The organism is Paenibacillus sp. JZ16, assembly GCF_015326965.1.
In the GTDB taxonomy this organism is placed as follows: Bacteria; Bacillota; Bacilli; order Paenibacillales; family Paenibacillaceae; genus Paenibacillus_AQ.
Genome location: NZ_CP017659.1, coordinates 4555414 through 4573225 on the forward strand (window position 1 = coordinate 4555414; position 17812 = coordinate 4573225).

22 protein-coding genes are annotated in these 17812 nt (G+C 50.7%); 17 read left to right on the forward strand and 5 right to left on the reverse strand.

The genetic code is table 11. The annotated features are described in order from the left end of the window. Positions 1–31: 31 nt before the first annotated feature. The 3 genes from BJP58_RS20745 to BJP58_RS20755 are packed head-to-tail and all read left to right on the forward strand — an operon-like array spanning position 32 to position 1918. Positions 32–808, forward strand: coding sequence for an aminoglycoside 3'-phosphotransferase (locus BJP58_RS20745; protein WP_194540374.1), 777 nt, complete (start codon positions 32–34; stop codon positions 806–808). Positions 809–820: 12 nt separating this feature from the next. Continuing rightward, a complete protein-coding gene (locus tag BJP58_RS20750) occupies positions 821–1321 on the forward strand; it encodes a GNAT family N-acetyltransferase (protein WP_233354704.1) in 501 nt (166 codons plus the stop codon). Between the two features lie 45 nt (positions 1322–1366). Then, positions 1367–1918, forward strand: coding sequence for a GNAT family N-acetyltransferase (locus tag BJP58_RS20755; RefSeq protein WP_194540375.1), 552 nt, complete (start codon positions 1367–1369; stop codon positions 1916–1918). Between the two features lie 243 nt (positions 1919–2161). Here BJP58_RS20755 and BJP58_RS20760 read toward each other — a convergent pair whose 3' ends face one another. The 4 genes from BJP58_RS20760 to BJP58_RS20775 form a co-directional block, all read right to left on the reverse strand. Beyond that, positions 2162–3583, reverse strand: a complete 1422-nt coding sequence (locus BJP58_RS20760; RefSeq protein ID WP_194540376.1) for an NAD-dependent malic enzyme — start codon at positions 3581–3583, stop codon at positions 2162–2164. Between the two features lie 37 nt (positions 3584–3620). Next, on the reverse strand, positions 3621–5147 hold the full coding sequence (locus BJP58_RS20765; RefSeq protein ID WP_194540377.1) for a tripartite tricarboxylate transporter permease: 1527 nt from the start codon (positions 5145–5147) through the stop codon (positions 3621–3623). A gap of 18 nt (positions 5148–5165) precedes the next feature. After that, positions 5166–5621 (reverse strand): tripartite tricarboxylate transporter TctB family protein, encoded by a 456-nt coding sequence (locus BJP58_RS20770; protein WP_194540378.1) that lies wholly within the window; start codon positions 5619–5621, stop codon positions 5166–5168. A gap of 63 nt (positions 5622–5684) precedes the next feature. Continuing rightward, positions 5685–6692, reverse strand: a complete 1008-nt coding sequence (locus tag BJP58_RS20775) for a Bug family tripartite tricarboxylate transporter substrate binding protein (protein WP_194540379.1) — start codon at positions 6690–6692, stop codon at positions 5685–5687. A 257-nt stretch (positions 6693–6949) separates the two neighbouring features. Here BJP58_RS20775 and BJP58_RS20780 point away from each other — a divergent pair, with 257 nt between their 5' ends. From BJP58_RS20780 to BJP58_RS20845, 14 genes are all read left to right on the forward strand, one after another. Further along, complete coding sequence (locus BJP58_RS20780; protein WP_194540380.1) at positions 6950–8560, forward strand: ATP-binding protein; 1611 nt, start codon at positions 6950–6952, stop codon at positions 8558–8560. Next, on the forward strand, positions 8538–9230 hold the full coding sequence (locus BJP58_RS20785; protein WP_194540381.1) for a response regulator: 693 nt from the start codon (positions 8538–8540) through the stop codon (positions 9228–9230). The genes BJP58_RS20780 and BJP58_RS20785 overlap by 23 nt, the downstream gene beginning before the upstream one ends. Positions 9231–9319: 89 nt before the next feature. Next, positions 9320–9976 (forward strand): HAD family hydrolase, encoded by a 657-nt coding sequence (locus tag BJP58_RS20790; protein ID WP_194540382.1) that lies wholly within the window; start codon positions 9320–9322, stop codon positions 9974–9976. Positions 9977–10060: 84 nt separating this feature from the next. Next, the gene (locus BJP58_RS20795; RefSeq protein ID WP_194540383.1) at positions 10061–10474 is read left to right on the forward strand and encodes a hypothetical protein; all 414 of its coding nucleotides are present in this window, start codon (positions 10061–10063) and stop codon (positions 10472–10474) included. A gap of 305 nt (positions 10475–10779) precedes the next feature. Beyond that, a complete protein-coding gene (locus BJP58_RS20800; protein ID WP_194540384.1) occupies positions 10780–11886 on the forward strand; it encodes a VanZ family protein in 1107 nt (368 codons plus the stop codon). A 104-nt stretch (positions 11887–11990) separates the two neighbouring features. Continuing rightward, positions 11991–12608 carry a hypothetical protein gene (locus BJP58_RS20805; RefSeq protein WP_233354705.1) on the forward strand — a complete coding sequence of 206 codons (618 nt, stop codon included), beginning with the start codon at positions 11991–11993 and terminating at the stop codon, positions 12606–12608. A gap of 13 nt (positions 12609–12621) precedes the next feature. Further along, the gene (locus BJP58_RS20810; protein ID WP_194545156.1) at positions 12622–12822 is read left to right on the forward strand and encodes a hypothetical protein; all 201 of its coding nucleotides are present in this window, start codon (positions 12622–12624) and stop codon (positions 12820–12822) included. A 188-nt stretch (positions 12823–13010) separates the two neighbouring features. Then, entirely contained in the window at positions 13011–13472 is a 462-nt protein-coding gene (locus tag BJP58_RS20815; protein ID WP_194540385.1) for an NUDIX domain-containing protein, read from the forward strand. A gap of 66 nt (positions 13473–13538) precedes the next feature. Then, positions 13539–13742: a DUF4177 domain-containing protein gene (locus tag BJP58_RS20820; RefSeq protein WP_006207549.1), complete on the forward strand. Its 204-nt coding sequence runs from the start codon at positions 13539–13541 to the stop codon at positions 13740–13742. Positions 13743–13768: 26 nt separating this feature from the next. Further along, positions 13769–14518 carry a DUF3891 family protein gene (locus BJP58_RS20825; RefSeq protein ID WP_194540386.1) on the forward strand — a complete coding sequence of 250 codons (750 nt, stop codon included), beginning with the start codon at positions 13769–13771 and terminating at the stop codon, positions 14516–14518. 103 nt (positions 14519–14621) lie between these two features. Next, complete coding sequence (locus tag BJP58_RS20830) at positions 14622–14798, forward strand: hypothetical protein (protein ID WP_164762893.1); 177 nt, start codon at positions 14622–14624, stop codon at positions 14796–14798. Between the two features lie 63 nt (positions 14799–14861). Next, a complete protein-coding gene (locus BJP58_RS20835; RefSeq protein ID WP_194545010.1) occupies positions 14862–15671 on the forward strand; it encodes a DUF368 domain-containing protein in 810 nt (269 codons plus the stop codon). 202 nt (positions 15672–15873) lie between these two features. Beyond that, entirely contained in the window at positions 15874–16068 is a 195-nt protein-coding gene (locus BJP58_RS20840) for a hypothetical protein (RefSeq protein ID WP_194540387.1), read from the forward strand. Between the two features lie 162 nt (positions 16069–16230). Beyond that, the gene (locus BJP58_RS20845; protein WP_194540388.1) at positions 16231–17244 is read left to right on the forward strand and encodes a serine hydrolase domain-containing protein; all 1014 of its coding nucleotides are present in this window, start codon (positions 16231–16233) and stop codon (positions 17242–17244) included. Between the two features lie 85 nt (positions 17245–17329). On the opposite strand, the gene BJP58_RS20850 is transcribed toward BJP58_RS20845, so the two are convergent. Further along, on the reverse strand, positions 17330–17782 hold the full coding sequence (locus tag BJP58_RS20850; protein WP_194540389.1) for a hypothetical protein: 453 nt from the start codon (positions 17780–17782) through the stop codon (positions 17330–17332). Positions 17783–17812 lie beyond the last annotated feature (30 nt).

The window sequence follows — 17812 nt, forward strand, 5'->3', positions numbered from 1 at the left end:
GCCGACCGATTGGGGTCGGTGTGGAGGAACGATGAAAAAAGTACGTATTCCATTCGACATCAAGGCGCTGCCTGCCAGCTTGCAGCCATATATCCAAACCGCTGCCGTCTATGACAGCAGCTCATCGGAACAGGCCAAAACCCTGTACATCGAGGGAGCGAACCAACCGATGTTTTTGAAGATAACGAAACGGGGTGAACTTAAGAGAGAAGGGATGATGTCGGATTATCTGCACGGAAAAGGCCTGGCTCCCAAGGTGCTGGCTTATGAGCAGCATGGCGAGAACGACTACCTGCTGACCGTCGCCCTGCAAGGGCATGATGGGGTGTCCGGAGGCCATCTGAAGGATCCGAAGCGGCTGGCTGCCGTGTTTGGGGAGAGTTTGCGTTATCTCCATTCTGTATCTGCTGCCGATTGTCCATTTCCGAATCGAACGGCTGAACTTCTCCAGGAATATCAGGAAAGTTTCATGAACAAAACGGAAGATATCGAAGGGTTTCCGGGCGGAAGAGAACAGGCTCTATTAAGCCTTAAGAAGCTGCAAGGAACGGCAGATCATGATGTGCTGCTCCACGGCGATTATTGTCTGCCGAATCTGATAATGAGGGATTTCCAGCTTGAAGGTTTTATCGATCTGGGTTATGGCGGGATCGGAGACCTTCACTACGACCTCTATTGGGGGATATGGACGCTGCGATATAACCTGGGGAACGATGACTACAAGGATATTTTTCTCGACCATTACGGCCGAAACGATTTCGATCCGGAGAGATTGGCGTTATGGACTGTACTGACGGATCGTATCTAGGAGGAAAGGGAGATGTACATGAGTTCATATCATATTCGAGTCGCTGGCCGGGAGGATGAATCCTTTCTACGGGAAATGCTGTATGAGTCCCTGTATGTGCCCGAGGGAGAGGAGCCTTTCAGTCGGGACATACTCGAAGAGCCGTTCATGAAAAAATATGTGGAGGACTGGGGGCGAGAGGGCGATTTAGGCTATATTGCCGTGAATGCCGCAGGGAAGCCGGCAGGCTCAATTACGATCCGTTATTTTGATGAAGGGAACAAAGGGTTCGGTTACGTGAGTGACGACATTCCGGAACTGGGCATGGCGCTGCTGCCGGAATCCCGCGGGCAAGGGCTCGGAACGGCCCTGATGAAGGAATTGTTCAGAGGAATGAAGGAGCGGGGAATTCAAAAGGTATCGTTAAGCGTCGCTCCGGAGAATACGGCCGCTATGAAATTATATGAGCGGTTCGGATTCCAGGAGGTGGGCATGAGCGGAACCTCTATCACGATGCTTGCGGATGTAATCTGAAGAATGAGAATTGGGGATCTAATAAGGGAAGATGGGGGGATCGCGATGCTGGTGTACGAGGCTGGACCGATTACGGTTCGCGAGCTGGAGGAGCAGGATGAAATATCCTTGGCTTCATGGCTGTCCAATCCGGATGTGCTGCAGTATTATGAGGGACGGGACAATCCTCACGACGTGGAGCGGGTGCGGGAGCATTTTTACGTGGATGATGATGAGACTCGCTGCATCATTGAGCATGAGGGGAAACCGATCGGATATATTCAGTTTTATCTTCTGGATGAAGAGACGTTAGGCGAGTATGGATATAACGAGAGTGATGCAGACTGCAGAACCTTCGCCACGGATCAATTCATCGGGGAGCCGGATTATTGGAATCGAGGCATCGGTACGAAGCTCATGACTTCCATGGTGGAGTATCTCGTGTTTCAGAGGCAGGCTGATCGGATCGTAATGGACCCGCAGGCATGGAATGAACGGGCGATTGCTTGTTACGAGAAGTGCGGCTTCCGGAAGGTCCGACTGCTGGAGAAGCATGAACAGCATGAAGGTGAACTGCGGGACTGCTGGATTATGGAGTATCGGGCAGAGCGAAAGTAAAAAGATTGGGCATTAAAGGAATGGGCCGGTGCGGCTAAGATTACACGTGCTGAGTTTTCAGTTTAGGTAGGAAGCAAAAGAGTACGGTCCTAGAGGAAACCGTACTCTTTTGCATTTTCTTTAAATACTCATATCACTATGGTTTAAGATGGGTCGCTCTATAGATCTTAGGGATCCATCCTCTTTGAGCTGCAGCTGCAACTGGTGCTTGGCGAATACTTCCCGTTTCATGAATCGTAACCGTTAGCGGTATTCCCTTGGAATACGGCGCGCGACCCCGGTTCGGATGGCTGCCTGGATGACAAGGTCCCGGATGCCGCTGACGACTTGCTGGTTGAATACGCTCGGAATGATGTAATGCCGGCTCCGTTCCTTGTCCGTGACCGCCGATGCGATCGCTTCGGCCGCGGCGAGTTTCATCTCCTCGTTGATGGCGGAGGCTCGGCAGTCCAGGGCACCGCGAAAAATACCGGGAAAACATAACACGTTGTTAATCTGGTTCGGGTAATCCGAGCGGCCTGTTGCAATGACACCCGCGATATCCTCCGCCTCCTCCGGCAGAATCTCCGGGATCGGATTGGCCATTGCGAAGACGATCGGGCGCTCTGCCATCGTCTGAACATCCTTTCTCTTCAGGATTCCGCCGGCAGACAAGCCGATGAATACGTCGGCGCCCTGGATGACGTCTTGAAGTGAACCGGAGCGCCGTTCGGGGTTGGTGTTGCTGGCGTACCATTGCCACATGGGATGGTCATACGTCTGATCGGCGGTCAGCGCGCCGAGGCGATCGACGCCGATGATGTTCTTCACGCCCGCCGACATAAGTATTTTGCTGCAGGCAACGCCGGCGGCGCCAATGCCGCAGACGACAACCTTCAGATTCTCTACGGATTTACCGACGACCTTCAGCGCATTGATTAAGGCTGCATACAGGACGACGGCGGTTCCATGCTGGTCGTCATGGAACACCGGGATGTCCAATTCCTCGCGCAGACGCTGCTCAATCTCAAAGCATCGCGGCGAGGAGATATCCTCCAGATTGATACCGCCAAACGCGGGAGCGATCGCTTTGATCGCCGTAATGATGCCTTCGGTATCCTGTGTATCCAGACAGATTGGGAAGGAGTCCACATCCGCTAGCTGCTTGAAGAGCATCGACTTACCCTCCATCACCGGCATGGCCGCATAGGGGCCAATATTGCCAAGTCCCAGGACGGCGCTGCCGTCGGAGATGACAGCTACGGTGTTACGCTTGACGGTGAGCGTAAAGGCTTTACGCGGTTCTTCGTGGATTGCCATGCATACGCGAGCAACATCCGGCGTATAGACGCGGGAGAGGTCGTCGCGGTTCTGGATCGGAGCTTTCAGCTTGGTTTCAATCTTTCCTCCAAGATGGAGCAGGAAGGTGCGGTCAGATAGATGCAGCAGCTGAACGCCGGACATGGTGCGAATGCGCTCGGCAATAATGTCGATGTCGATAGTGTCGATCACTGTGATGGTAACGTCGCGAATCGTGGTATGCTTGCTCGTCTGAATAACGTCAATGGCCACGATATCGCCTCCCGCCTCGAAGATGGCGGCCGTTACTTCGCCGAAGCTTGCTTCTTCCGTATGCATTTCGATTCTTGCGATGACACTTTTGCCGCCTAGTTTGCTGGTATTCATGACTGCCTCCTTGGCTTATCGATATACGTATGATGGGTTAGCCTTCTTCGTTCACGACAACTTCCTTGCCTCTTCGCTTGAGTAGAATCGGAACGATAATCCAGAGCAAGGCGATGATGAGGAATGCCAGCGACATCGGCTTCTGCAGGAAGATCATAAAGTCGCCGTTGGATGTGGTCAGCGCCCGGCGCATATTGTTCTCGATCATGGGACCCAGCACGAGCCCGAGCACCAGCGGCGCGAGCGGAAAGTCATTGCGGGCCAGCAGGAAGCCGGCAATGCCGCAGATGAGCAGCAGGACCAGGTCAAAGATCTGTGCTTGAACGGCGTAAACGCCAAAGATGGAGATGGCAATGATGATCGGTATGAGATATTTGGCCGGGGTCTGAATGACCTTGGCAAATACTTTAACCAGCGGCATGTTCAGTACAAGCAGAAGCAGGTTACCGATGAGCATGCTGGCGATCAGTCCCCATGCAACTTGAGGGTGCTCCTCGAACAGCAGCGGGCCTGGCTGGATGTTGTACATGATGAGTGCCCCCATCAGGATGGCAGTTGTTCCGGAACCCGGAATACCCAGTGTCAGCAGAGGGATCATAGCGCCTCCGGATGCCGCATTGTTGGCTGACTCGGGTGCAGCAACGCCAGCGATGTTGCCTTTGCCGAAGGATTCGGGATGCTTGCTAACCTTTTTCTCAACGATATAACTGAAGAAGGAAGCAAGCGTTGCGCCGGCCCCCGGCAGGATGCCGATAAAGAAGCCGAGGATCGAGCCGCGGGCAATCGGTCCTGCGCTATCCTTCAAGTCTTGGCGTGTCGGCAGGATGCGGCCGATCTTGGAAGTTGGACCCGCTGCGTAGTCCCTCTCCAGAATGGATTTAAACACTTCGCCAAGGGCAAACAAACCGACGGCAATCGTTAGAAATTCCAGTCCGGAATACAGGATGGGGATATCGAAGGTGAATCGGGCGACGCCGGATACGGTATCCATGCCGATGGTAGCGAGCAGCAGACCGAATACGGTCATAATGAGTGCCTTGGTGATCGATTTGCCTGCAAGCCCGCTTACTGCACAGAGTCCCAGCAGCATGAGCGAGAAATAATCAGCTGGGCCGAATTTAATCGCTACATTGGATAAAGGCTCCGCCAGTGCGATCAACGCCACAAGCGCGAAGAGCCCGGCTGCGAACGAGCCGATTGCAGCGATGGACAAGGCGGGGCCTGCCCTGCCTTGCTTCGCCATCTGGTAGCCGTCCAGCGTCGTAACGACGGAAGAGGACTCTCCGGGCGTGTTCAGCAGAATCGAAGTTGTAGATCCGCCATACATGGCTCCATAATAAACGCCTGCCAGCAGAATGATTGAGCTGGTTGCTGCCGCTTCCGCCGGCAAGCCGCTAGTCAACGAGGCAGTGACGGGGATCAGAAGCGCGACGCCGCTCATCGGACCGATGCCGGGAAGCACCCCGACCGAAGTGCCGATCAGCACGCCTAAAAAGGCGAAGAGCAGGTTATGCCACTGCAAGGCGGTCATAAAGCCGTCCGCCAGATAATCCAGAACATTCATTGTAGATTCCTCCCATGCTCATGATAGCCAAGACGGGAAGCCCGGCATGGAGCCTTCCAGCAAGACGACAAAGATGACGTACACGCCGCCGGAGAACAGCGCGGAGATTAGAATGGATTTCAGCCACTTGCCTCGTTCCAGCGTCTGAAACGCAAACAGGAGGAACAGGAAGGTACCGATGATATATCCGATGAATTCCAGGAAATAGGCATAGAGAAAGGCTGCCGCAAAAATCATGAAGAACCGTTTGTAGTCCAGTTTCTCTGTACGATTCTCCGTCGGCTTGGCTTTCAGGGCTTCATAAAACAAACGAATGCTCAGCAGCACAAGCGCCAGCCCGAGGCCGAACGGGAATATGTTAGGGCCAACGGTGCTTCCGTACGCGGATGAGCTGATCTTGGCGCTCTGCCACATAAAGCCGATGCCAAGGAGCAGAAATACGATGCTGGCGTAGCGGTCAAACGTTCTGTTCAAGGTGGACACCTCCTCAAGGATGAAACGGGAGAGGGGAGCGCACCGCTCCCTCAACTCCAAGGCTTACTTCTGCATACCCAGCGCTGTGAGCAGCTCCTGCACGTCTCGCTCCTGTTCTTCAAGGAATGCCTTGAAGTCAGCAGCGTTTCGGTATTCGCTTGCCCAGTCGTTGGCAACCAGCTCTTTCTGCCATGCTTCGTTCTCGGAGAGGGCCTTCAGCGTTTTATCCCAGAAGGCCAGCTGTTCTTCCGTCAGTCCCTTCGGACCGAATACGCCGCGCCAGATCGTAAATTCGGCATCCAGACCGAGCTCCTTCAGGGTCGGTACATCTGCGAAGTCTCCGCCCAGGCGTTCACTTGAAGTAACGGCCAGAATTTTGATCTTGCCGGCTTTCAAGTAACTGCCGAGCGAAGAGATGTCCGTGCCGATCGCGTCGGCATTGTTGCCGAGGAGGGCCGCGATGGCTTCGCCGCCGCCATCATAGGATAAGTACTTCACGGTTCTCGGATCCACGCCGGATTTGAATGCAGGCAGAACGCTGATCAAGTGGTCCATCGAGCCCGGAGCGGAGCCACCAGCTAGCGTGACTGAAGTGGGATCGGCTTTGATCGCGTCGATCAGCGATTGCAGGTCGGTGAATTTGGAGTTTGCCGGTACTGCAATCGCTCCATAGTCTTTGGTCATTTGGGCGAGCGGTGTCACGTCTTTGTAGCCGAACGGACTGTTCCCTTCTTTTTTCAGATTGTTAATGAGAATTGGCGGAGAACTCACGAATAGCTTGTAGGGATCTTCGTTGTCTTTTGCTACATATTCCGCGAGAAATACGGTCCCGCCGCCGCCGGGTTTATTCTCAACGGTCATGGTCTGTTCGATGAGCTTCGTCTCCGTTAATACTTTGGTGAGGGAACGGGCCGTTTTGTCCCACCCACCGCCGGCGCCTGAAGGCGCGGTCACGATAAATGGTTTTTTCGGATAATCGCCGGTGCTGCTTCCGGAAGTACTGCAGGCTGTCAGGCTCATCGCCAGGACAAGTGCAGAAGCTATGATTTTGAAGCCGGTTCGTTTCAGCATGAATAAGTTCCTCCTTTATGGATAACCAATGCTCGTAATTACTGTAAGCGCTTACCTTATAGGGTTCCTCTATACTATCATCGAGAATCTGGCTTGAATAGAATTGCGACATAAGTTGAAAAAGCTTCATTTCGCTAATTTTGTTCATAAAATTCACGGCCGATTTTTTTCAGAGACTATTGTTACAGGTGTGATCTAGAATACAATAGGGAAATCAGAGCAACGTTTATGGCGACAATCCTTATGGAGGAATATGAATGCGTTTACAGACTAGATTGATTCTGCTTATAGGCACCCTTTTGTTTTCTGTTATTGTCGCCTTGACCTTCAGTTTTGAGCGGCTGCTCGTCACAACGCTGGAGAAGAGCATTGGCGCTTCGGCATTAAAGCTGGCGAAGGCCGTGGCGGAGATGGACGTCATTCAGGACGCGTTCGAGGAAGAGAACCCGTCTGCCATCATTCAACCTGTGGTGGAGGAAATTCGGCTGGAGACAGACGCGGAATATATCGTCATCGGTAATCGAGAAGGGATCCGTTATGCGCATCCGCTCGCCGATCGGATCGGCAAAGAGATGGTCGGTGGCGACAACGGCCCGGTATTACAGGGCATGAGCATCACATCGAAGGCGATTGGCTCCATGGGACCCTCGCTTCGGGGGAAGACGCCGATCTACAATGATAAGAATGAAATCATCGGTATCGTATCGGTCGGCATTTTAATGAAGGATATCGAGATATCGGCACAATCGTATCGCAATCGTGTCCTGTTCTTTGCAGGAATTGCGTTAATCCTGGGATGTGGCGGCGCTATATGGATATCGTCCAGCGTCAAGCGATCCATTCACGGGCTGGAGCCCAAGGAAATCGGCTTGTTATATCAAGAGAAACGGGCGATTCTGGAAACGATTCATGAAGGCATTATCGCTGTCAATCGGGAGGGCATCGTAACCTTGGCCAACCATACAGCCATGATGCTGATTGATCCGGAGGAGCGCAGGGTGATCGCCGGACAGTATATTCACGACGTTATCCCGGGCACCAGGCTGCTGGAGGTGATGCAAACCGGGGTAGCAGAGAAAGATCAAGAGATGGTCATTAACGATCATGCGGTTGTGGTGAACCGGCTGCCTATCTATGATCATGAGCATCGGATTGTAGGGGCGGTCTCCAGCTTTCGAAACAAATCCGAGCTGCTGCACTTGACCGAAGAGCTCACGCAGGTGAAGAGATATACGGAAGCGCTGCGCGCGCAGACGCACGAATATTCCAATAAGCTGTATACGATATACGGCTTGATTCAGCTGGAATCGTACCAGGAGGCGATGGATCTGATTACGCATGAGACCGATGTGCACCAGAACCTGATTCAATTCCTGCTGCAGGAGATTCCCGATCCCATCATCGGCGGCATTCTTATTGGAAAGTTTAATCGCGGAAGCGAGTTGAAGGTGAAGGTTGAGATCGACCGGAGCAGTTCCTTTAAAGACATTCCCAGTCATATTAGCCGAAACCAGCTCGTTACTATTATCGGTAATTTGATCGACAACGCCATGGAGGCAGCAATGGGATCCAAATCGGAGAATAGATGGGTTAGGATAGAGTTACACGATCAGGCCAATGAATTAATGATCGAAGTATCCGACAGCGGGACCGGTATTGCCGAGGCTGGAACGGATCGACTGTTTGAGTTGGGTTACTCCACCAAGGGGGAACGCAATCGAGGTTTTGGCCTATCGATCGTCAACGGGACCATACAGCAGCTGCAGGGTACCATTGCATTCCGCAACCAACCTGAAGGCGGGGCCGTGTTCACGGTCAAGATACCAAAAACAAGGGGAGATGTTCATGATTCGGGTAGCAATCATTGAGGATGATGTGCGTATTGCCAGCATTAATCAACGGTTCGTTGAGAAGGTAGAGGGCTTCGAGGTCGTCGGCATTGCAACGGATCGGGCCCAGGCGCATGAGCAGCTGGATATTCTGGCACCTGATCTGGTGCTGCTGGATTTGTATTTCCCCGATATGTCGGGATTGGATCTGCTGCAGCATATTCAACGGGGATATCCGAATACCGATGTTATTATTATAACGGCAGCCAAGGAATTCGATACGGTGCGGGAGGCGATTCGCGGCGGAGTGTACGATTTTATGATCAAGCCGGTGGTCTTCGACCGTTTCCAGGAGAAGCTGAAAGCTTATCGGAAATATTACGAGCAGATGAAGCAGCTCGGCGGCGCGAACAAGCAGATCGATCAACAGGGCATTGACCAGCTGTTATGGCGTGCCGGTGAACGGATGGACAGGGAAGTATATTTTCCAAAAGGCATCGATAAACTGACGAGCGAGAAAATCCTATCCTACATCGAGGAGTCCGGGGACGTGTGGACCGCGGAGGAACTGGGCAAACGTGGAGGCTTTAGCCGAACGACGGCGAGAAGATATCTGGAGTACTTCGTGGAGAAGGGCGTCCTCGTGGCGGATATTTCCTATGGCACGGTAGGCAGGCCGGAACGGGTATACCGGAAAGCGGAGGATTAAATAACAGGATGATGGTGCGGCAACTCTCCTAAGCTTGCAGGGTTATCGTTTAAGCTATTACCTGTATTCTCAGAGAAAGGATGGACGCTATGATTACTACCGTTGTTTTTGATCTGGACGGGACCCTGCTTGACCGCGATACATCACTGGTTCGCTTCGTACAAGACCAATATGATCGTTTATTGCTCCATGATGCGTCAGTGGACAGAGAGGTGTATGTGAGACGGTTTGTTGAGCTGGATCGCAGGGGATATGTATGGAAGGATCAAGTATATCGTCAGCTAATCGAGGAGTTTGCTCTACCTCTGCCATGGGATACCCTCCTGGCCGATTACATATCCGAGTTCCATCATCATTGCGTCGGTTTCCCCAATCTGTATGCAGCGTTGGACAGCTTGAAAGGTAAGGGAATAAAACTCGGACTGATCTCCAATGGTTACGGCGAATTTCAATATAACAATATCAAGGGACTTGGCATCGAGCCTTATTTTGATCTTATCGCGATTTCGGAATGGGAGGGTTTACGCAAGCCCGATCCAAGGATTTTTGCCAATACATTAAGTCGTCTTAAATCAAAGGCCGAAGAATCGATTTATGTCGGAGACCATCCGGACAACGACGTAACCGCAAGCCGGCGTATCGGCATGAAGGGCATCTGGAAGCGAGATCCCTACTATGATCCGGACTTCGCCAAGGATGGGGAGATTACCGATTTGCTTGAGATTATCGATTATTTGCAAAATTGAAAAACCATTCCCTGTGCATCCTCGTTATTATGATATGAGCCTAATCGGGATAACCGGTTGTGCTGGGTGAGGAGGGGTGTCCACGTGAATCGAAATAAAACCATGACCTTAACAGGCAAGGGTGAGAAGTGGAAAGCAACTTATGCCATTACCCATCAGGATAAGATCAATGCGAAGTTTACCGTGCTTCAGGATTCGCTTGGCGGAAAGCTGAAGCTGCAGTACTTAGGAAAGGAACCTCTCGACCATGGCAAAGTAGACTATCGGCTGGAGGATATGGCGGGCCACTTTATGGAGGGCGGAATCGTCGTGGGGATCGACTATGCTGCCGTGAAGGAAACCAAAGGGAAGCTTGATTTGGAGCATCTGCTTGATATGATGAACCCTAACAAGGATCTAACCCTAAAGATAGAGTGGAACGGGCATCGTGAGCAGTTCACGCTGGGACTTCCCAGGAAGATCAGCTTTGGAAAAGATGCGCGTAAGCAGAAGAAATAACGGGACTTCATGGAAGCTGTACTGGGGCTGGCTCCCGTCAACCAATGCGTGAAGGTAGGAACAATGACCATGCTTTTCCGATGACATTCACACAAATGCTTCTTGCATACGGTGATCCTGCCCACACTGCTGGTGTGGGTTATTCGGTTTTGGGGTATAACCGGAAACCCCCGGGTTAACAGCAGGGCCGATTATGACGCGGGTGTGCGTTTTTTTAAACGCATTTTAAACATAGGAATCCCCGTCATTTAAACTTGATCCTGTAACTTATAAGTAGAACATCACAGAGGGAGTGAACGAAGAGCATGCTGGAAGCCTATCTGTTTCCTATATCTTATGCATTTTTAACCTTTCCCATAGCGGCTTTGCTGTGCGCAGTTCCCTTTCTGATCGTGCAGTATCGCAAATATGGTTATTTTAATAAATTCCGGGGATTTCTGCTGTATCTATTTCTTCTCTACATGATGAACGCGGTGTATCTGGTGCTCCTTCCTTTGCCTGCCTCGCGGCATAATGCCCCGATGAATGTGGCCTCGGTCATGCAGTGGATTCCGCTGAATTTTATACAGGATATATTGAAGGAGACCAAGGTGGTATGGGGCGTACCCTCGACTTACCTGCATTTGTTGAAGGAAAGAGCCTTCTTGCAGGTCGTGTTTAACGTATTTCTCGTGGTTCCGTTCGGTATGTTCCTGCGTTATTACGCTCGGGCATCCTGGGTTACGTGCCTGGTGGCCTCATTCGGACTCTCGCTGTTCTTCGAGGTGACCCAGGTGACCGGCATTTACGGCATCTATGATCACCCTTACCGGTTGTTTGATGTGGACGATCTGCTGTTGAATACCATGGGTGGGATGATGGGATTCTTGCTCGCGGATTGGATGAAAAATCACCTGCCACGCCTTGATCGACTGGACGAGACGGTGGATCTGTCGCAGAAACGGGTCAGTTATACGCGCCGGGCGATCGCTTTTGGCATTGATGCAGGGGTCGTGCTGCCGATCATCGGCGTGTTGACCGTACTGAACGTGAGGGGTGCGTATTTTATTGTCGTCATTTTATATCATATCGTGCTGCCTTATATGATGCAGGGACAGACGCTGGGGAAATGGGTCGTCCGGGTTCAGATCCGCGGAGCGGGCGAACATCTGAAGCTGAAGGAAGTGATTGTTCGCAACGGCCTGCTGTATGTGGTATGGGGCGGGTTCCATGCCCTGTTCATTACGGTTAATGTCACCGGCTCTCATGTCCTGCTTGCGATGTACGCGCTGGGGATATTGCTGCTGGACGGCGTTGTGTTCCTTCACATGCTGTTATGTCTCATCCATCGTGACCGGAAGCTGCTGCATGAAGCCAAGAGCGGAACGAGGCTGGGTATTGTAGAGAATAAACCATTAACCAAGACGGATTAATTAAGGTTACCACAGGGTCTCTTATTTGTTATAATGTGGGAAACGGGTTCGCCAAGGGGGAGATATAACTGAAAGGTAAAATCCTCTCCATTTCCGCAATCATCATGGGGTTGCTGTTTATTTCCAATCAGCATCTGGGCTATTCGTTCGGGGATGATCTGTTTCGCTGGGCAGGGATCTCGCCATGGACTAAGCAAGGCAACTTAGGTCTTCATCTGCCCGTTATTGCAGGTCTTATCTTATTGGCGATCGGCGTTCTGTGGGTAACGAGCATTTATCGCCCGCATTATCCGAAGATCATGAGCCGGGTGATGATTGGCTGTGTTGCATGGATCGTTATTTTCCCATTCATATCAGAGTTTGTGATGTATGTTGTGAATTATAATTCGAGCGGAATATCCAGCGTCGCCTATACCAAAAAAGACAGCAAATGCGATTATCGTACAGAGAACGAGGCTATTCTGGCACGCTGCCAGATTCAAATTTACAGTTATGGTACCGAGCAGCAGGTTACGGTACGCCCGCTAAGCCTTGATATTGGAGGGAAGATGGTTGATTTCGAGCCTAAGGTGGTTACGGTTCGGCCACGAGGGGTGGTGCAGGTCGAAGAAACCTTTGAGGGTTCGACAGAGCAAATCGATGCTTCATACGGTGTTTCGGGCGGAATAAACGAGCCAGGCATCGAGTTGATCGTCGATGGCAGGAGCAAGCAGGTGAAGTAGCCTCCCGTTACGTATGAAGGTACATGACTCTGAAATCCGAGGTGGACCATGGCAAACTTCCATCGCATGGAGTGCTAATGAAAATAACGCTGATCACGCTGTTCCGTGGGAGAATATTAAGGATTGGATTGCGGCGGGGTTCATCCTGCTGATCATTGTGTGCGTGGCGGCCGTTGTTCGCAAGAAGCGGGCGAGTGGCTCATATAGGCGCTAGATGGCTTCGGGAGTTGGGCACTTATTCACGATGTGTTTATAACAGAGCCGGTATTCTTTGAGCATGCTCATAGGACACCGGCTTATTACATTCATGTATTTGTACGAATTACAGGCTGACTCATGGAGGATTTATATTTGCTACAATAGAATACAGAACTAGAAACCGATACGATAAGGAGACAGCTCATGAAACCGATACGAAACTCGGCCAAGGCCGTCATTATGCGGAATCATCAAATTCTTCTAACGAAAAACGTAGATCATTTGGGGGATTTCTATCTGTTCCCTGGCGGCGGACAAGAGAAAGGGGAAACCTTGGTACAGGCGGTGATCAGAGAGTGCCAGGAGGAAATCGGGCGTAAGGTGGAAGTTCGCGATCTGCTGCACGTCCGTGAATACATAGGGTCCAACCACGAGTTTGCGGAATGGGATTCCGATGTGCACCAAGTGGAGTTTTATTTTGAGTGCAACTTGGCGGATGCAGGGGATACCTTTCTTGGCCATAACCCGGATGAATACCAGGTGGGTGTGGAATGGATCGATCTGCCCGCATTGGATGACATTAGAGTATACCCTCGCTCCTTGGTTAAGCCGCTTCAGGATAAGGCTGCGCGCCCCGTGGTTTGCTATGTTGGCGATACGAACTGATTTTATCTATAGAAAGTGTTCAAGTTTGTGATCCAAATTCAAATGAGAGGATGGAGGATGCCGCGTATGGATCAATGGGAATACAAAACGCTGAAATACAAAACCGGAGGATTTCTCGGAGGCAAGGTGAACGAGGAGGAATTCGAGGATTTATTGAACAGCTACGGAATTGACGGCTGGGAATTGATCTCGTGCTTTGATACGAGCGTGCATCAAGGCCAGTCCAGAGACATCATTGCCGTGATGAAGCGAAGGGCATATCTGGGGTAGAGAATGAATAGAGGGGAGACGATCTGATGATCATTCGCGAGACAGAGGATGCTTTTGTGATGACTACCCAGGACGACCATGGCCGATTCTCGGGCGATGTTGCCCGGGGCTTCCGGCGAGAGCTGTTTATGGATGAGTCTGTATTGGAAGAAGTACTGCTGGCTATTACCGAGCATGATCGCGCTTGGCTTAGGATGGATGACACGCCGATTTGGAATGACGAGAGCCGGACTCCGTATACTTTTATCGATTATCCGGTCCAGCCGAAAATGCTAATGTATACCAAGGGTGTTGATGAGATCGAAGCGATGAGTCCTTATGCAGGGTATCTCTGCAGCCTTCATTTTGCGTCGTTTATGAAAAATGCGGCGGAAGCCCCGCTGGTAGAATTCTACCGTTCGGAGACGGAACGGCAAAAAAGACTGCGTGAACAGTTTTCATTTCCCGATGAAGATGTGGTTAACAGGCAGTTTGGCCTGCTGCAGCTGTGCGATGATATCTCGCTCTATGTAAACATGAATGCACCCGGTGTTCCCAAGGATCAGGAGCATCCTTGGTTCAAAGAGGGCTTCGATATGTCAATCGATGGGGAAAAGGTCATGGCGTCCTGGGCAAGCGAGCATGAGATTCAATTGCGTCCATTTCTGTTCGAACAGGCATGGTCGGCTTCAGTGAAGTGGAAATATGTGCTGAAGGCGAAGATTGATCAGCAGGGAGTGGCCAAGGCATTTGATAGAGCAGTGTGGACGGAGCAGACGGTTACTTTTGTACCGTAAGTTTATATAAACGGTCATCCTTCATCGGCAAAAATATGATATGATCACCACAGTGGGTTATAGACTGGACGATTTGATTCTGTAGGAATGTAGAGGATGAATAATGAAGAAAAAGGAATTTTTGATCGTTGCGCTGCTTAATTTTTTGGCTGCGATAGCGTTCTTGGTGGTTGTTTTCATTACGGATCGAAGCTCTTGGCAGTGGGGATTTGGAGTCGTTTCACTGTTGTTTGCGATTGGTGGAGTAGGAAACTTGGTTTTGCATGCCAAGAACAAGTAAAATCTCCTTCGCAGGGCTATCACGATAAGATTCACTTTGTAAGGCAGGAGGATTATGATTTTGATAGAATGGAAGAACCTTTATCGGGGTGTGCTGATGGGAGTCAGTGACCTGATACCAGGTATAAGCGGCGGCACCATTGCTGTCGTGCTCGGTATCTATGATCGTTTGTTGGCGGCTATCAGCGGATTTTTCAGCAGGGAATGGAAGAAGCAGCTGGGCTTTTTGATTCCGCTTGGCGTTGGAATTGGAGCAGCTCTATTGCTGCTGAGTCGCTTGATTGAATACCTGCTGGCAAGCTATTATGAGCCCACCCAGTTTTTCTTTACCGGATTGATTTTAGGGGTGTTGCCTCTTATTCTACGTAAAGCGGAGGCAAGAACCAAATTCAAAGCCGTGCATGTGGTCGTGTTGATTGTAGCAGCCGGTTTATTGGCTTCGACGGCCTTTCTCAGAACGGATGCCACATCCGATCCGATAACGGTCCTGACCTGGTCCAACGGGATCGGACTGTTCTTATCCGGCTGGTTAGCCAGCATGGCGATGCTGCTGCCTGGCATTAGCGGGTCATTTGTACTTCTCCTTCTAGGCGTATATTCTACTGCCATTTCAGCTCTTTCCTCATTAAATATAGGAATTATAGCTGTCATTGGTGCGGGAGTGGTGGTTGGCTTTGTAGTTAGCAGCCGGTTGATTCGGTACTTGCTTGACCGTTTCCCATATATGACGTATGCCGTGATTATTGGATTGATATTAGGATCTATTGTTATCGTGTTTCCGGGTATTCCATCCGGAACGGGGATGATGGCTACCAGTGTAGGAACCTTGCTGCTGGGGCTTATCGTAGCGGTATTCATGGGCAGAAAAGAATAAGCTTGAAAATGTAAAACAGGGAGCCGCGTGCTTCCTGTTTTTAGGTTGACACGGAGCAACTTTACTATGGCGGAGCGAAGGGTTGAGGTGGAATATGAATCATTTATGCCTTTACTTGTCATCACATTTATGTGATAATATTCACAAATGGTAGCGATGTTTAGATGTCGATGTTGTCTTTCCAAGTAAAGGAGCGTTATTCATGAGGAATAATGGGAATTGTGTCAGCTGCGGCGGCGAGGTATACCCTGCCTCTAACAGATGCGCTCAATGCGGAATGCTGCAGACGCCCGGTCCAACCAAGCACAGATTCATGCTGCAGGTCGCTTCGATGATTGGTGCCGGGTTGCTTATTTTTGCAGTCCCGGTGATCCTGCTCATGATGTGGAGATATTAGAATCGAAGCGAATCAACATTGGTATAAATCCCCCACTGGAAGACTGATTGAAGCGTTCATCAAGTGATGAGGGGGATTATTTCATTATATTGATCTTGTACCGAGACTCTCATTCAGGATGCATGGTAAAATACCCCTAACTAGAAAAGGATGGGGTTCGCTATGATACATATAATAGAAGAATTTGCTGCCAGCATTCGTTTTTCGGGTGCTGTGCTCGTAACCGACGAAAATGACAACATCGTATGGAACGGTGCCTTCGGTTATTCAAACCGGGCCGATCAGATCCCGAATCAAGCAGACACCCGGTTTGGCATTGCCTCAGGCTGTAAGCTGTTCACCGCGATTGCGGTTTGTCAGCTTATCGAACAGGGCAAGCTGTCGCTGGACAGCAAGCTAAGCGATTGTCTGGATATTCCGCTGCCTAATTTTAGCCCGGAGATTACCGTTTCTCATTTGTTGAGTCACAGCTCGGGTATCCCGGATTACTTTGATGAAGAGGTTATGGACGACTTCGAGGATCTGTGGAAGACAATTCCCATGTATACACTCCGTAACGGAAGGGATTTCCTTCCTCTGTTCCAGGATGAGCGTATGAAATTTCAGCCCGGTGAAAGATTCCATTACAACAACGCAGGATTTGTGGTGCTTGGCCTGATCGTTGAACAGCAGACTGGAATGCCGTTTCGCGACTATGTCCAGCAGTTTGTATTGGAGCCGTGCGGCATGCAGCATTCGGGATATTTTCCGCTGGATCGTCTGCCCGCGAATACGGCTTACGGGTATATTGATGAGGAAGACGGCACGTGGAGAACGAACCAGTATGCCATTCCGATTCAAGGTTATGCCGATGGCGGGGCCTATGTGACGGCACCGGATATGATCAAGTTATGGAGATCGCTGATGAACAACACGATGCTCACCGCATCCATGACCGAGAAGCTGCTGGCTTCACATATACAAGTCCCGGGCAGTGATCTGCATTATGGGCTTGGCGTGTGGATTACCAAGAAAAATGAGAATGTGTTTAAATACCACGTCATGGGCTATGATCCGGGGGTGAATTTTCGGTCTGCTTATTATCCGGCCACCGGTCATACCCTTGTAGTGGCTTCCAATGCCGCTGATGGTGCTTTTGAAATGATGCAGTTCATCGAAGAAGAATGGTTGAAGTGATCTGATCAATATGAAACAGCCCCGGGCCTTGAATAGGTCAGGGGCTGTTGCTTTGTCGATTCCAAGATCAAGCGGGTGCTGAGACTTACGATTCAGCTTTGAAGTACCGATTCGCCGCGGGTCGGAACATAAACATCAAGGCTGCAACAACGGCGATTATATGAAGGATACGGCTGGAGGCAAACAGGATGGAAATATTGTCTGCATTAGCAAATGCGTCCCAAAGGGAACCGCCATTTATGAGCCATTTGATGGGGTCAATGATAAGGGAGAGAATGCCAAACCCGCCTAAAAACAAAGCGAGTGTGATACGCGCCCAATTCTTACCACGAAGCATTCTGACCATGATGTAGACAAGGACTGCGAACATCATGGTTCGTGCTGCGACTTGAGTGAGAATACCGACAATTCCAGCACCCGTTTGGCTGGATATCGAATCGATGACAGCCAGAGTCATCTCGAATACTCCTGCACCGATGGCAATGATCCATAACAGAAAGGACTGGAACACCTCAGAGGGGATAGCATCCTTTTTCAAGATTCATCATTCCTTTCGTGCTAGAGTGAT

What these genes read in the sequence shown, in the direction of transcription:
- BJP58_RS20780 (WP_194540380.1), top strand. Translation starts at nt 6,950, where the DNA reads ATGCGTTTACAGACTAGATTGATTCTGCTTATAGGCACCCTTTTGTTT.
- BJP58_RS20745 (WP_194540374.1), top strand. Translation starts at nt 32, where the DNA reads ATGAAAAAAGTACGTATTCCATTCGACATCAAGGCGCTGCCTGCCAGC.
- BJP58_RS20830 (WP_164762893.1), top strand. Translation starts at nt 14,622, where the DNA reads ATGAAGAAAAAGGAATTTTTGATCGTTGCGCTGCTTAATTTTTTGGCT.
- BJP58_RS20755 (WP_194540375.1), top strand. Translation starts at nt 1,367, where the DNA reads ATGCTGGTGTACGAGGCTGGACCGATTACGGTTCGCGAGCTGGAGGAG.
- BJP58_RS20765 (WP_194540377.1), bottom strand. Translation starts at nt 5,147, where the DNA reads ATGAATGTTCTGGATTATCTGGCGGACGGCTTTATGACCGCCTTGCAG.
- BJP58_RS20750 (WP_233354704.1), top strand. Translation starts at nt 821, where the DNA reads ATGTACATGAGTTCATATCATATTCGAGTCGCTGGCCGGGAGGATGAA.
- BJP58_RS20790 (WP_194540382.1), top strand. Translation starts at nt 9,320, where the DNA reads ATGATTACTACCGTTGTTTTTGATCTGGACGGGACCCTGCTTGACCGC.
- BJP58_RS20805 (WP_233354705.1), top strand. Translation starts at nt 11,991, where the DNA reads ATGGGGTTGCTGTTTATTTCCAATCAGCATCTGGGCTATTCGTTCGGG.
- BJP58_RS20785 (WP_194540381.1), top strand. Translation starts at nt 8,538, where the DNA reads ATGATTCGGGTAGCAATCATTGAGGATGATGTGCGTATTGCCAGCATT.
- BJP58_RS20775 (WP_194540379.1), bottom strand. Translation starts at nt 6,692, where the DNA reads ATGCTGAAACGAACCGGCTTCAAAATCATAGCTTCTGCACTTGTCCTG.
- BJP58_RS20810 (WP_194545156.1), top strand. Translation starts at nt 12,622, where the DNA reads ATGAAGGTACATGACTCTGAAATCCGAGGTGGACCATGGCAAACTTCC.
- BJP58_RS20800 (WP_194540384.1), top strand. Translation starts at nt 10,780, where the DNA reads ATGCTGGAAGCCTATCTGTTTCCTATATCTTATGCATTTTTAACCTTT.
- BJP58_RS20760 (WP_194540376.1), bottom strand. Translation starts at nt 3,583, where the DNA reads ATGAATACCAGCAAACTAGGCGGCAAAAGTGTCATCGCAAGAATCGAA.
- BJP58_RS20840 (WP_194540387.1), top strand. Translation starts at nt 15,874, where the DNA reads ATGAGGAATAATGGGAATTGTGTCAGCTGCGGCGGCGAGGTATACCCT.
- BJP58_RS20845 (WP_194540388.1), top strand. Translation starts at nt 16,231, where the DNA reads ATGATACATATAATAGAAGAATTTGCTGCCAGCATTCGTTTTTCGGGT.
- BJP58_RS20825 (WP_194540386.1), top strand. Translation starts at nt 13,769, where the DNA reads ATGATCATTCGCGAGACAGAGGATGCTTTTGTGATGACTACCCAGGAC.
- BJP58_RS20820 (WP_006207549.1), top strand. Translation starts at nt 13,539, where the DNA reads ATGGATCAATGGGAATACAAAACGCTGAAATACAAAACCGGAGGATTT.
- BJP58_RS20815 (WP_194540385.1), top strand. Translation starts at nt 13,011, where the DNA reads ATGAAACCGATACGAAACTCGGCCAAGGCCGTCATTATGCGGAATCAT.